The organism is Saccharomonospora cyanea NA-134 (assembly GCF_000244975.1).
Classification (GTDB): Bacteria; Actinomycetota; Actinomycetes; order Mycobacteriales; family Pseudonocardiaceae; genus Saccharomonospora; species Saccharomonospora cyanea.
This window is the reverse complement of sequence record NZ_CM001440.1, coordinates 166766-179667: the sequence shown is the minus strand read 5'-3', so window position 1 is coordinate 179667 and position 12902 is coordinate 166766. Positions and strand designations below refer to the sequence as shown.

At 69.8% G+C, this 12902-nt stretch carries 10 protein-coding genes; 5 read left to right on the top strand and 5 right to left on the bottom strand.

What is annotated here, in order from left to right; all coding sequences use genetic code 11:
- Positions 1-2: 2 nt before the first annotated feature.
- Complete coding sequence (locus tag SACCYDRAFT_RS00870) at positions 3-2183, bottom strand: hypothetical protein (RefSeq protein ID WP_005452719.1); 2181 nt, start codon at positions 2181-2183, stop codon at positions 3-5.
- A gap of 154 nt (positions 2184-2337) precedes the next feature.
- Here SACCYDRAFT_RS00870 and SACCYDRAFT_RS00865 point away from each other — a divergent pair, with 154 nt between their 5' ends.
- Genes SACCYDRAFT_RS00865 through SACCYDRAFT_RS00850 form a run of 4 tightly spaced genes read left to right on the top strand, consistent with a single transcriptional unit; the run spans position 2338 to position 5764 of the window.
- Positions 2338-2910 carry a YbaB/EbfC family nucleoid-associated protein gene (locus SACCYDRAFT_RS00865; RefSeq protein WP_005452717.1) on the top strand — a complete coding sequence of 191 codons (573 nt, stop codon included), beginning with the start codon at positions 2338-2340 and terminating at the stop codon, positions 2908-2910.
- A 51-nt stretch (positions 2911-2961) separates the two neighbouring features.
- Complete coding sequence (locus SACCYDRAFT_RS00860) at positions 2962-4440, top strand: WXG100 family type VII secretion target (RefSeq protein ID WP_005452716.1); 1479 nt, start codon at positions 2962-2964, stop codon at positions 4438-4440.
- The gene (locus SACCYDRAFT_RS00855) at positions 4440-5150 is read left to right on the top strand and encodes a hypothetical protein (RefSeq protein ID WP_005452714.1); all 711 of its coding nucleotides are present in this window, start codon (positions 4440-4442) and stop codon (positions 5148-5150) included. Before SACCYDRAFT_RS00860 ends, SACCYDRAFT_RS00855 begins: the two co-directional genes overlap by 1 nt.
- On the top strand, positions 5150-5764 hold the full coding sequence (locus SACCYDRAFT_RS00850; protein WP_005452712.1) for a hypothetical protein: 615 nt from the start codon (positions 5150-5152) through the stop codon (positions 5762-5764). The genes SACCYDRAFT_RS00855 and SACCYDRAFT_RS00850 overlap by 1 nt, the downstream gene beginning before the upstream one ends.
- Positions 5765-5771: 7 nt before the next feature.
- Here the strand turns inward: SACCYDRAFT_RS00850 and SACCYDRAFT_RS00845 are convergent, their stop codons facing one another.
- Positions 5772-7328: a hypothetical protein gene (locus tag SACCYDRAFT_RS00845; protein ID WP_005452710.1), complete on the bottom strand. Its 1557-nt coding sequence runs from the start codon at positions 7326-7328 to the stop codon at positions 5772-5774.
- Positions 7329-7330: 2 nt separating this feature from the next.
- On the opposite strand from SACCYDRAFT_RS00845, the gene SACCYDRAFT_RS00840 reads away from it, so the two are divergent.
- Positions 7331-10153: an arabinosyltransferase domain-containing protein gene (locus SACCYDRAFT_RS00840; protein WP_005452708.1), complete on the top strand. Its 2823-nt coding sequence runs from the start codon at positions 7331-7333 to the stop codon at positions 10151-10153.
- A 3-nt stretch (positions 10154-10156) separates the two neighbouring features.
- On the opposite strand, the gene SACCYDRAFT_RS00835 is transcribed toward SACCYDRAFT_RS00840, so the two are convergent.
- From SACCYDRAFT_RS00835 to glf, 3 genes are read right to left on the bottom strand one after another with little or no spacing between them, the layout of a single operon-like run.
- Positions 10157-11086, bottom strand: coding sequence for a decaprenyl-phosphate phosphoribosyltransferase (locus tag SACCYDRAFT_RS00835; RefSeq protein ID WP_005452706.1), 930 nt, complete (start codon positions 11084-11086; stop codon positions 10157-10159).
- Positions 11083-11646, bottom strand: coding sequence for a phosphatase PAP2 family protein (locus SACCYDRAFT_RS00830; protein WP_005452703.1), 564 nt, complete (start codon positions 11644-11646; stop codon positions 11083-11085). Before SACCYDRAFT_RS00830 ends, SACCYDRAFT_RS00835 begins: the two co-directional genes overlap by 4 nt.
- Positions 11639-12886 carry a UDP-galactopyranose mutase gene (glf, locus tag SACCYDRAFT_RS00825; protein ID WP_005452702.1) on the bottom strand — a complete coding sequence of 416 codons (1248 nt, stop codon included), beginning with the start codon at positions 12884-12886 and terminating at the stop codon, positions 11639-11641. Before glf ends, SACCYDRAFT_RS00830 begins: the two co-directional genes overlap by 8 nt.
- Positions 12887-12902: the final 16 nt, after the last annotated feature.

Below are 12902 nucleotides of genomic sequence, written 5' to 3'. Positions count from 1 at the left end.
GGTCACTGCACGAACCAGTACCCGAAGGACGTGTACTCCGGGTACGGCGACAGCAGCGGGCGGGTGGGCCCCAGCTCGACGGTGACCTCCGATGAGGTGACGAGCTCGCCCGCCACGGTGAACTCGGCGGTCGTCCACGCTCCCGGGGACTCGGGCAGCCGCCACACACCGGCGTCGCGGCCGTCGATCCGCACCCGCACCTCCCGGTTCTCCGCGGACGACAGCACGCGCGTGGCGATCCGCAGCGGCTTTCCGGGCGTCAGCCCGCGTGCCGTGAAGCTTTCCCCGCCGACGACCGTGCGTCCGCTGTCGACGACGTCGCCCTGCCTGCGCAGCACCGTGTACGGCTGCCAGCCGGGTTGCTGCGGGCGCACCTCGTAGCCGTGCCGCTGTTCGCTTTCCAGGGAACCGACGTTGAGGTAGTCCCTGACCCGGCCGTTCACCGGGGCCCGGTCGCCGCTGCCCGCGAGCGTCCAGTCCGCGCGGTACACGCTCATGTCGGTGAACGGCACGATGCGCCGGTTGTTCAGGTCCGGTGGGGTGCGCACCGGGAAGGTGATCAGCGCGGGCGAGGCGAACACCCCCGCGTCGACGAACGGCCGCATCGGCGCACCCGGCCACGGCTCGTACACGGCGAAGTGCGTGGGCCGCTGCCCGCGCGGCAGCTCCCGCAGCTTCTCGTAGAGGCTGCCGGCGCCGTTGTTGCTGGCGTCGGCGAAACCGTTGGTGGCGAGGCCGATGGTGTCGACCACGCGACGCTCGCCGAAGTAGGCGATGGCTCCGACGTCCTTGACGCCCACGACGGCGTCGGCGGGCAGGTTCCCGCTGATCCACGCGCCCACCGACACGTCCGTGTCGCGGATGGTGGCCGCCTGCCGCCCGAGGCGCACCGCCCACGTCGGGGTGGCCACCACCGTGAACAGCACCATCACGAGCAGCACGGCGTACAACGTGAACCTGCGCTCGCGTTCTCGTGGGACGAGGCGGGTGAGCGCGTAACCGCCGATCGTTGCGAACACCAGAAACAGCGGCAGGAACGGCTGGAAGTACCGCAGCTCGTGGATGAGCGCGGTGCTCAGCGTCGACGCGGACAGCACGACGGCCGCGAAACCCGCGATCACGGCCACCCCCAGTGCCCGCCACTCGGGGCGTGTCACCAGCAGGTAACCGAGGCCGACGAGGAAGAACACCAGGGCGAACGGGAACGCGAAGTCGGTGTTGTTGAGGCCGTTGAAGTGGTCGACCACCACGCGGACGTTGGCGAACGTGCGGTCGACGAACTCACCGAAGTAGAAGATCGGCCGGTCGTAGAGGTGGGACTTCGACTGCACGCCGTTGGCGCTGAACGTGCCCGTGGCGAGGCGGTAGAACGCGTACTGCGCCACGGCCACCAGCAGGGGCGAGCAGCACACCGCGAGACGGCCGAGCCGCATGCCGTGGGCACGCCACGAGGTCCACGCCATCGCCGCGCACAGCATGAGCGCGAAGAACAGCCCCTCGGGCCGCACGAGAGCCAGCAACGCGGCGAGCACGGGCGTCCACCGGAACCGCGCCGTGTCCCGCTCGCGGGCGAAAGCCAGCACCGAGCCGGTGACCAGCGCCGCCGTCAGCCCGACCTCCATGCCACTGGCCGCGCCCCACAACAGCGGGCCGCTCACGGCCGTGAGCACACCGGCCCAGACACCCACCACCCGGCCGGTGAGAGCCGCGCCCAGCTTGCACACGAGCACGGTGGTGAGGGCGAAGCACCCGACCCCGAACGCCACGGCGAACGCCAACAGTGCGGTGCCCGTGAACCCGACGGCATGGGCTGCGGCGAGCACGAAGGCGTACAGAAGGCTGCTCGCGCCCGTCGAGACGGGATCACCGGTGTTGTACTCGAACGGATGGCCCGATCCCAGCTGGCTGGCGTACTGGAGGTGGATGTACGCGTCGTCGATCGGCGCGATGAGTTTGCCCTGGTTGAAGGCCAGGTCCACGGCGACGAAAGCGCAACCCAGGAGCAGGGCGAGTACCCCGACGAGCCACGCGCCCCGGTCGTCGCGCCCCGGGAGCGGCCCGGAGCTCGACCAGGGCTTCGACGGCGAGGCGGAGCCGATGGGCGAGGAGGCCTTCACCTCGCCCGCCTCGGCGTCACCGCCCGCTTCGTGCTCGGTGGTCTCTCTGTCCGTCTCCGCAGTCATGACCGCCTGTCTCGTCGGGCTCTCTTTCGTAAGCTACCCATCGGCACAGCCCCGGAGGCACCTGGGGCGAGATCATCAGGTGCGTCCGGAACCGTTCGTCTTCCACGCGCGTCCGAACAGACCAGAAACACCCGGAAAACGCCAGAGGAGTGCCGTGGGTAGCGAGGAACGGCTGGAACAGGCTCTGCGCTCCTTCCAGGAGCAGGCCAAGAAGGCGTCCGAGCTCAAGGAGAAGCTCTCCGAGTTACGGGGGCACGCCCGCAACGCCGACGGGTCGGTGACGGTCACCGTGGCGCCGTCGGGCGCGGTGCTGGGGCTCCAGCTCTCGCCCCTGGCCATGCGCCGCAGCCACACCCAGCTTCAGCAGGAGATCCTGGCCACCATCCGGCAGGCCACCCAGCAGGCCGCCGCCACGATGCAGGCGACGGTGGAACCGGTCCTCGGCGACAAGATGCAACGCTTCAGGGAAGCGTTCCAGGCACAGAGCGTGACACCCCTCGGCCCCAGCGCGCCGCCGCCCGCGTCGTCGTTGCCACCGCCGGGACAGCAACCGGGACAGCCGCTGGGGACACAGCCGGGACAGCAGCCGGGTCGACAACAAGCCCAGCCGCCTCCCCCGCAGCCCGCGCAGCACCCGGGACAGCAGCCCCTCAGGTCCGCACCACGCACTCGGCGTCCCGTGGAGGAACCGGACGACGAGGACTTCAACGGCCCGATCCTGCGCTGAGCCCGTCCGCAGCCTCATCGACCCGCACCGAGAACAAAAGAAGAGGACATCGTGACCGGCTACGAAGTACATGCCGAAGCTCTGCTCGAACACAGCAAGGGCTCGCAGGCGTCCGCCGAGAACTTCGCGAGCCTGGCGAGTCTGCTCGAACAGGCGCGCGTCAGCGACGACTGCTTCGGCCCGATCGGCGAGTTCATGGCTTTCGCCTACTTCAACGGCCTGGAGGAGTGCCAGGCGCTGGCGAACGACGCCAAGGGCTTCCTTGAGGAGATCGCGGAGAAGACCACCCAGGCCGCCAAGATGTACCAGCAGTCCGACGAGGCGGTCGGCGACGGCATGAAGCAGATCGACAGCGCGTTGTCGCAGGTCAGCACCGGGCCGGGCTCGCTGGCGGACCTCAACTCGGCTGGTGGCGACAAGCAGCGGAGCTTCGTGGAGCAGCACGGCGGATACGGCAGTTCGTGGCTCAAGACGGGGCACAGCCTGTCCACCGCCACGAGTCCGCCCGACATCGCCATCGCCACCGTCCACACCCGGCTCGAACAGCTCCAACTCGTCACCAGCCCGGGGCAGGCGTTCATCGACAACGGCCTGGGCTTCCTCATCGGTATCGTCATCAGCCCGTTCGTCGAGTTCATCCTCGAACCCGCCATCGGCGACCCCGACCAGATGCGCAGCACGGCGATGGGCTGGGAGAAGGTCGCCGAATGGCTCGACACGGCGGGTGAGGACGAGAAGAAACGTGCCGAGGCCACCGCCGAGGCGTGGCAGGGCCCGGCAGGGGACGCCTTCCGAACCCAGCTGAACGAGTTCGGCGACGGCTCCGCCGCGTTCGCCGACAACATCAGGGACCTCAAGCAGATCCTCGAAACGGCTGCCGACCTGTTCGACATGTTCGTCGAGATCGTGATCGACATCCTCACGGAGCTGGTGCTCGGGCTCATCATCGAGTGGCTCGCGGCACTCGCGGCTTCGTGGATCACCGCGGGTGCGTCGGTGGCCGCCGCCGGTGCCGCCACCACCGCGCAGGTCGGCATCACCGGGACGCGCCTAGGCCTGAAGGTCAAGGACCTCGTCAGCAAGCTCGGGCCGCTGGTGCGCAGGCTGGAGGACATCCTGGTCACCCTCCGCAACGGTCCCCTGCGTGGGCTCATGCAGCAGTCGCAGCGCCTGCGGGGCATGCCGGGCGGTGACTTCCTGCACCGCCAGCTCGGCGCTCAGAGCCCGCTGTACCGCATCGTCGCGAACGCCGACGACGCGGGCAGGTCGGTCACCGGCAACCACTTCATGGGCAGCCGCGGGTTGAGCAACACCGGCTCCGACGCCCTCGCCGCGAACCTCAGCGAGCTCGGGCTCCGCGCCATGGGCATGAACGGCACGACCAGGGTGGGCACCGCGGCGCTTCACGGCACCATGGAGAACGCGCCGACCACCGCTGTCGAGCAGGGTGTCAAGCACGGTTACCACGAAACCACCACCTCCGACGAGCAGCAGCGTCAGGAGGACATCGACCGAGGGTTCAGTCTCTGATGGGTTTCTCCGACGCTCCCGGGCCTGCCACGCTGGCCCGCCAGGCGGTCGCGGAGGGCGAGACGGTGTTGTGGGCCGCCCACGGCAGCCGCTTCGTCTACGACGTGGCCCGGCTGGACGAAGAGGGCCGCCCACAGGCGGGCGCGGTCTCCCGAGGACTCGGAGCGCTCGGCCGTGGGGCGGCGAACGTGGCGGTGGGGCTCGTGGCGGGAGTCGAGGACGACCCCGGTGCGCCCAACCTGCCTCCGGACGTCGTCGTGTTCGGTGACGAGCCCGACTGCCTGGCTCGCACGGCCCTGCAGGACGTCCCCCTCGCCGCCCGAAGCAGTTGGCGAACGTGGGCGCTGACCTCGGCGCGACTGCTCGTGCTCGACGTCGTCCAGGAGCACAGCCCGCCCAGGGAGGGATCACTGCTCCGTAAGACGCTCGGGTGGGGTATGGACATCGTCAACATCGTCACCGACCGCACGAAGAAGTACGGCGAGAACGTCGCGGACGTTCCCGTCGCCTGCCCACCGATGACGGTGTCCGCCTCCGTCGACCGCGGCCGGATCGGCGAGCTCACCGTGTCACGACGCAGACTGCGGATGCGCACCAGGCCCTGCTTTCGGGTGTCCTTCGTGGACGGCTCCGGCGTCGACCTGCTGCTGGGCGTGGACGACGAGAGCGTGTTCGAGTGGATGCTGGCGCTGAGCCGAGGAGGCCACTGATGGAGGAGAACCCGAGGCAGGCGGCGCAGAACGACGAGATCGTCGAGACCGAACTCGCGCAGTACTGGCTCGCGAAGGGCGAGCGGCTGATCCTCGGCTGCCCGCCGATCCGCGCTCACGTCGGTGCGCTCGTGGGGGGTCACCGCCGCGCACCGCACGTACCGAGCCGGCGACTACCGGAGGTCCGGGCGGAGAAACCGCGGTGGCCGCTGCCGGTGGAGGGGCTGCCCCCGGAGGACTGGACCGACGACCCCACGCTGGGACACTGGGTCCACGCCGACCACGAAGGGCAGGTCGCGGTGCGGTTCGCCGACCATCTGGCCGTCAGCCACGGCGAGGCACGGGTGGTCGTCACCGACCGCAGGATCGCGGTGGTGTACCCGACGAAACTCCTCGCCGGCGATCCGGTTCCGGGCCCGCACGTGTTCTCCACGTTCGAGGAGATGGACGCCGGGCACCTCGCAGCCCTCGACGCGCCGTTCCTCGGCCGCAGCGTTCCACCCCGCCCCGTGATCGCGTTCCGGTTCACCGACGGCTCCGAGTTGTACTCGCGGGACGTCCACGCGGTGATGAAGGTGCGGCGGGCACGGGAACGGGCCCACGCCCGCCGCTGAGTCCGGGTCAGCGCGTGGCGGTGTGGGCCCCCGGTCCCCGCCCCTCCTCGGTCACGAGGGTGAAGTGCCCGACACCGAGTGCGTCGGAGTGCACCTGCCAGGTGTTCTCGCCGCCGCCGGGACCGCGTTCGTAGCGCAGCCGGTGATCGACCTGCGCGCGCTCGACACCGTCGTCGAAGAACAGGTAGTTCAGTTCCAGCAACGCGGAGGACACCGGACCGGCCTCGGCGACACGCTTCTCCACGAGTTCGGCCACCCGACCACGATCGGAGAACACGTCCACGATCCTGCACTCGCAGTGGTAGGCCAGCGTGCCGATCTCGCCTGGTGACAGCACGGTGTCCCCGCCGACCCGCTCACCGAGCTCCCGACCGACGTGCGCGTAGTCGGAGGCGCTCGCCCAGTTCCCGAAGATCACGGGTGAGCGCCAGGGCACGCCCCGGCTCGCGTCCACGGCCACCGCCCCCACCACGAACGCCACCACGACGCCGAGCGCGGCCAGCGGAGTGCGCTCCACCAGCCTGGCGTCCTCCCTGGCCTTCACCAGCCACACGCCGAGAGCCGCCACCGTGAACATGCCCATCGCGGTGGTGGGGGCCACGTAGTACCAGTGGTACGGCCCCACTCCCAACGCGGTGTAGACCAGGTAGTAGGCGATGGCGCCCCCACCGAGACCGATGAGTGCGGAGAGGTCGGGAAAGCGCGTCCAGCGCCGGGCCAGCCGTAGACCCACGAGCCCGAACCAGGCGACGAGCCCCACCAGTGCGGGTGCGAACGCCATCAGCACGGCGAACTCCTGGCCGAGGTAGTACATCACCGGACCCGTCGCGTAGGTCCACCTGCCGAAAAGCCCCTCCTGTTCCTGCTTGATGACGAGAGTGTCGGGCACGGCCGAGCCGAGGACGATCCAGCTGAACACGTACCACGGCGCCGACACGGCGACCGCCGTGGACACGGCCCTGCCGATGCGCCGCCGGATCGGGCCCGCGCACAACGCCACCACGAGCACGAACACCACGAGGTCGAGTCGCGTGAGCACGGCGAGCGCCGCGGCCACCCCGAACGCCATCGGACGCCCCTCGACGGCGAACACGGTGAGCAGCACGAGCACCATCGGGATGAGCAGCACCTCGAGGCCGATGGCCGACAGGACGAACGGGTTGGCCAGCACCACGAGAACCCCGAGCAGCGCCACCGGCCACGGCAGCCGGTACGCGCGCGCCAGGCGCGTCCAACCCCACGCGAGCACGGCCGTCGCCAGCACCGTCAGCGCCCCGAGCGCGAGCACCGGGTGGGCCGCACCCGACACCCGGGTCAGCAGCGTGAGCGCGCCGAGCAACAGCACGTTCAGCGGTGAGGTGGCCGAGTTCGCCTGCATGCCCGGCACGAGTCCCCACTCGCCGTGCACGGCGAGGTTCTTGGCGTAGGACAGCGTGATGTAGGCGTCGTCGATGAGGCTGTCCTTGACGACGACGAAGATCCCGGCTGCGAGTAGCGCCGCCCCGGCCACGACCAGGGAGGTGGCCCGCCGAGTCGGATCGGTTATCCGTTCTTTACGCTCCAACGGTGACCTTCCGTATTTGGTTGATCACGATATGCGGCGTGCTGTCCACGGTGACAGCCGGGCTGTTCGTGCTCGCGCCCGTGGAAACGCGCACGACGGTGTACGAGTGGCCGGACGCACAGGTGGGGAACAGGACTCTGCCGCTTCTTCCGTACGAACCACACCGAATGGACGCCACGTTCCGCTGCACGGACGTGCACACGCTCGGTGAGGGCCTGCTGCTGTCTACCACGGCACCACGTGAAGTGCCTGTTGCGAACCACGTCGGCGGTGGGCTCACCGTCGACGTCGCCGCCGGTGCCGTCACGGTCCGGGTCGGAGACCTGCGGTTGATCACCTCCAGGGCGGGCCGCGACTGCGAGTGGTCCGTCTCGTCCGACCCGCGCGGCACCGTCGTGTCGGTCGACGGCGAGCAGGTGGCACACACCGAGAACACGCCTGTGGTGACGGGGATGTTCACCGAGGCTTCCGGCCAAACCGGTCTGCGGGTGACAGTGGTGCCGGACACGAGGTTCGAGAGCACTCCAGGCCCGGCACGTGTCGCACTGGCCGTCTTGGCGCTGGCGTCGGCGGCCGCGATGTTCGTACTGGTGCTTCGAGCCCGGTCGGCACGGACCGCACGGACCCGCCGGGTGCGGATGCTGCCACGTGGCTGGTGGAGCCCCCGTGGCCCCGACGCCGTCGTGGCCGGAGCGCTGGCGGGCTGGCTCGTGGTCGGTGCGCCCACGGTGGACGACGGCTACATCCTCACCATGCTGAAGGCCGCGGGCGACGGTGACTTCGTCGGCAACTACTTCCGCTGGTTCAACGCGCCGGAGGCGCCGTTCAGCTGGTTCTACGAGCTGTACCGGATCGTCACCGAGGTCGACGACGCCGCCGTGTGGTGGCTTCGCCTGCCCTCCGTCCTCCTCGGGTTTTTGCTGTGGCTGCTCGTCGACCGGCTCCTGCTTCCCCGGCTGGTCCGCCGACCGAGCGGGCTGGCGCGGTACGGCGCGGCGGGAGCGTTCGCACTCTGGTACGTCCAGTTCGGGGTGGGCCTGCGTCCCGAACCGTGGGTGATGCTCGGCACCGTCGTGGTGTTCCTCCTCGTGGAGCGCGCCGTCGCCACGCGAAGCGCCGCCGCGCTGGCCGCGGCCGTCGTGGCGGCGGCACTGACCGTCGCTGTCACCCCCACCGGTGTGGTGGCTCTCGCGCCGTTCCTGGCCGCCGCGGGCGGCCTCGGGCGGCTGCTACGGCTCCACGGCGCGGTGCTGGCGCCCGTCGTGCTGGGTGCGGCGGCCGTCCCGCTTCTGGTGATGTTCGCCGACCAGTCACTGGCGGCGGTGCTGCACTCCACGGACGTGCGCACCGCGATCGGCCCCTCCTACGGAGTGTTCGACGAGCCGAGGCGCTACGAGGACGTGCTCGATCCGGTTCAGGGCGGCCTCAACCGCCGGATGCCGCTGGTGCTGCTGTGGCTGTCGATACTCGTGCTCTCGCTGCTGCTCGCCACCCGTCGCGCGCGCGGGCTCGCGACCCGCCCCACCCGACGAGCGGTGCTGGTCGCGGTGCTGTTCTTCGTCGCCCTGGCGTTCACCCCCACCAAGTACACGCACCACTTCGGCGCCATCGGCGGCATCGCCACGGTGTTGTTCGCCGCCGTGGTGCACACCGTGCGTTCGGGCGCGCTACGGCGGCCCGCGGAGTGGTCGCTGTTCGTCACCGCCGTGGCCGCGACGGCGGCCTACGCACTCAGCGCGCCGTTGCGCTGGTGGTTCGTCGCCGACCTCGGGGTGCCGTGGTCGCGGGAACAGCCGGACGTGGGCGGCGTCGACCTCGCCGACCTCGTGCTCCTCGGCGGACTGTCGCTGGCCGCGGCGGGCCTGCTCGGCGCAGCCGTCGGCAGGCCGCGCCGACTGCCGTCGGCTGCCTGGCTGCTGCCCCTCCTCGCGGTGGGCACCGTGGTGCTCGAACTCGTGTCACTGGCCTACCCGCTGCACTCCCGTGCCGGCACCTACAGCCTCGCGCGCTCCACGGTGGCGTCGTTCTCCGGAGGCTGCGGTATCGAGGACTGGCTCGACGTGGAACCCGACGTGCGGATGGGCCTGCTGCGGCCCGAGCCCGGCGGAGAGGCGGCACACGGTTTCCGGCGCAACGCGGGCTATCCCGACCACACTCCGCCACCCGCTCCCTACGGCACGGACGCGGCGCCGGTGTGGGGCAGCGACGGGGCCGCCGCCACGGGCTCGTGGACCGGCCCGTGGTATCCACTGCCCGCCCATGCGACCGCCCGCGGCGCACCACCACTCGTCGTGCCCCTCGCCGGGCGCGGCGAGGTGTCGGCGACAGTGCAGTTCGCGGGCCGCGACGGCACCGTCGACCGCGAGGTGCGCCTCCGGCTGGGCGACGGCTCGTGGCGCGAGGCACGGCTCGCTCCCAGGGACTCCGAGCGCATCCGGATCGTGGCCGTCGACCGGGGTGACGGGTGGCTCGCGGTGGGCACTCCCCGGCTGCCTCACGTCGTGCCGGTCACCGAGTACGTGCCCGCCTCCCGGCCCGTCGCGCTCGACTGGGTGGACGCCTTCTTCCTGCCGTGCAGGCAGCCGGCCTCCGTCGCCCACGGCGTCACACAGCCGGTGACCCACCTGTTCGCAGCGGGCCCGGACAGCCGCTGGCTCACCGGCATGTCCTACTCCACGGACGCGGGCGGGCCCTACGCCCCGCTGCTGGACGTCGCGAAGCTCGTGCCGGTGCCCACGTACCTGCGCGGGGACAGGCTGCGAGAGGAGATCAGTGTGTTCCGGTTCGACTACGTGGCACCGCCGTTGGACGGCGTGGCGAGGTGACGCTCAGAGGTAGTACGAGCAGGCCAGCGTGACGACCCAGCTCGCGCCGAGCACCTGGAGCACGCGGTCACGCAACGCGATCTCCTCCGGCTCACCCGCGTTGCCGCCGTCGACGTCGACGGCGTAGCGCAGCACCGCGATCACGAACGGCACGATGGAGATGACGCTCCACACGGTGCCCGGCACCCGATGCTGCTGCTCGAACGCCCACAGGCAGTACGTCATGATCAGTATCGCCGCCGACGTCGCCCACACGAAGCGCAGGTAGCTACCCGAGTACTTCTTCAACGACGACCGGATCTTCGCCCCGGTGCGCTCGTAGAGCATCACCTCGGCGAAGCGCTTGCCCGCCACCATGAACAACGAGCCGAACGCGGTGACCAGCAGGAACCACTGTGACAGGCTGATGCCGGTGGCGACACCACCCGCGATCAGACGCATCAGGAAACCGGATCCGACGATCACCAGGTCGATCACCGGCTGGTGTTTCAGACCGAAGCAGTAACCGAGTTGGACCGCCTCGTACACGACGAGCACGATCAACAACCGCCAGTCGGCGAGGAAACTGACGCCGATGCCCGCCCCGAAGAACAACGCCGCGGAGGCGTACGCGAGGGGGATCGGCACCACACCCGCGGCGATCGGGCGGTTGCGCTTGGTGGGATGCGCGCGATCCGCCTCGACGTCCACCGCGTCGTTGACGAGATAGACCGAGCTGGCAACGAGCGAGAACGCCACGAACGCCACCGCGGCGTCGACGAGCACGCCGACGTTGGTGATCTGTCCCGCGGTGAACGGCGCCGCGAAGACGAGGACGTTCTTCACCCACTGCCGTGGCCGGGCTGTCCGGACCACGCCGAACAGGGTCGGGATCGGTCCCCTCCGGGTGGAGGCACCGCCCTTGACGTCGGCACGCTCGGTCGTCTCACTCATCGTCGTGTCCGCTTCCGTGAGGTCAGCCTGCGGCGCAGGATGCCGCCGACGGCACCACCCAGGGCGGCGCCGGCGAGTACGTCGGTCGGATAGTGCACGCCGAGCACGAGACGAGAGACGAGCATCGGCGGCACGAGGGCGGGCACGAGGTTACGCCCCACCAACCCCGAGTACAGCACAGCGGCCGCCGTGGTCGACGTGGCGTGTGACGAAGGGAAACTCAACCGGCTGGGGGTACCGACACCCACGGTGACGGCCGGGTGCTCCGGCCGCCGCCTGCGCACGACCCTCTTGACCGCGATCGAGGTCGCGTGCGCGCCGACGGCCCCCGCCGCCGCCGTGAGCCACTCCCTGCGCCGCCGCGAGTCCACGGCGGCGCCCACGAGCCCCAGCGCGAACCAGCCCGCACTGTGCTCGCCGAAGTGCGACAACCCGCGCGCCGCCTTCACGACGGCGGGGCGGGCGATCGCCCGTTGCACGCCCGCCAGGACGGCGAGCTCCCCCGAGGGCCGTGGGATCTCCTCTCCCACGGCCCTGTCGTCGGGTCGCTTCTCAAGCATCGATCGACCCGTCGAGCGGAGCGCCGTCGGTCAGGTGCGGCGCGATCTTGTTGTCGAACATCGACAGCGCCGACCCGATGGCCATGTGCATGTCCAGGTACTTGTACGTGCCGAGACGGCCACCGAAGAGGACGCCTCGTTCCGCCGCCTCCTTCTTCGCCAGCTCGCGGTAACGCTCCAGCTTGTCCCTGTTCTCGGGCGTGTTGATCGGGTAGTACGGCTCGTCGTCGTCCTCGGCGAACCGCGAGTACTCCCGCACGATCACCGTCTTGTCGGTCGGGTACTCGCGCTCGGGGTGGAAGTGCCGGAACTCGTGGATCCGGGTGTACGGCACGTCGATGTCGTTGTAGTTCATGACCGCCGTGCCCTGGTAGTCACCTGTGGGCACGACCTCCTGCTCGAAGTCCAGCGTGCGCCAGCCGAGCTTGCCCTCCGAGTAACCGAAGTACCGGTCGAGCGGCCCGGTGTAGACCGTCGGCGTGCCCTCCGGGATCGCGTCGCGCACCTCGAAGTAGTCGACGTTCGTGCGAACCTCGATGTTCGGGTGGTCGGCCATCCTCTCCAGCCACGCGGTGTAGCCGTCGACGGGCAGGCCCTCGTAGGTGTCGTTGAAGTACCGGTTGTTGAAGTTGTAGCGAACCGGCAGCCGCGTGATGATCGAAGGCGAGAGTTCCTTCGGGTCGGTCTGCCACTGCTTGGCCGTGTACCCCTTGACGAACGCCTCGTACAGCGGACGCCCGATGAGGGAGACGGCCTTCTCCTCCAGGTTCTTGGCGTCCTTGGTGTCGATCTCGCTGGCCTGTTCGGCGATCAGGTCGCGGGCCTCGTCGGGCGAGTGGGACTTGCCGAAGAATTGGTTGATCAGGTGCAGGTTCATCGGGAACGTGTAGACCTGCCCCTGGTACTTCGCGAACACGCGGTGCTGGTAGCCCGTGAACTCGGTGAACTGGTTGACGTAGTCCCAGACCCGCTTGTTCGACGTGTGGAACAGGTGGGCGCCGTAGCGGTGCACCTCGATGCCGGTCTCGGGTTCGGGCTCCGAGTAGGCGTTGCCGCCGATGTGCTCACGCCGTTCCAGCACCAGCACGCGCTTGTCGAGCTGGCTGGCGGCGCGTTCGGCCACGGTGAGACCGAAGAAACCGGATCCGACGACAACCAAATCGAAACCGGTGTATGCGCCGTTCGTGATGTCTGTGGTGTTCGTGTCCGCGCTCACGAGCGAAAGGCTACCGACGCGCATCGACCCCCGTGCGGTG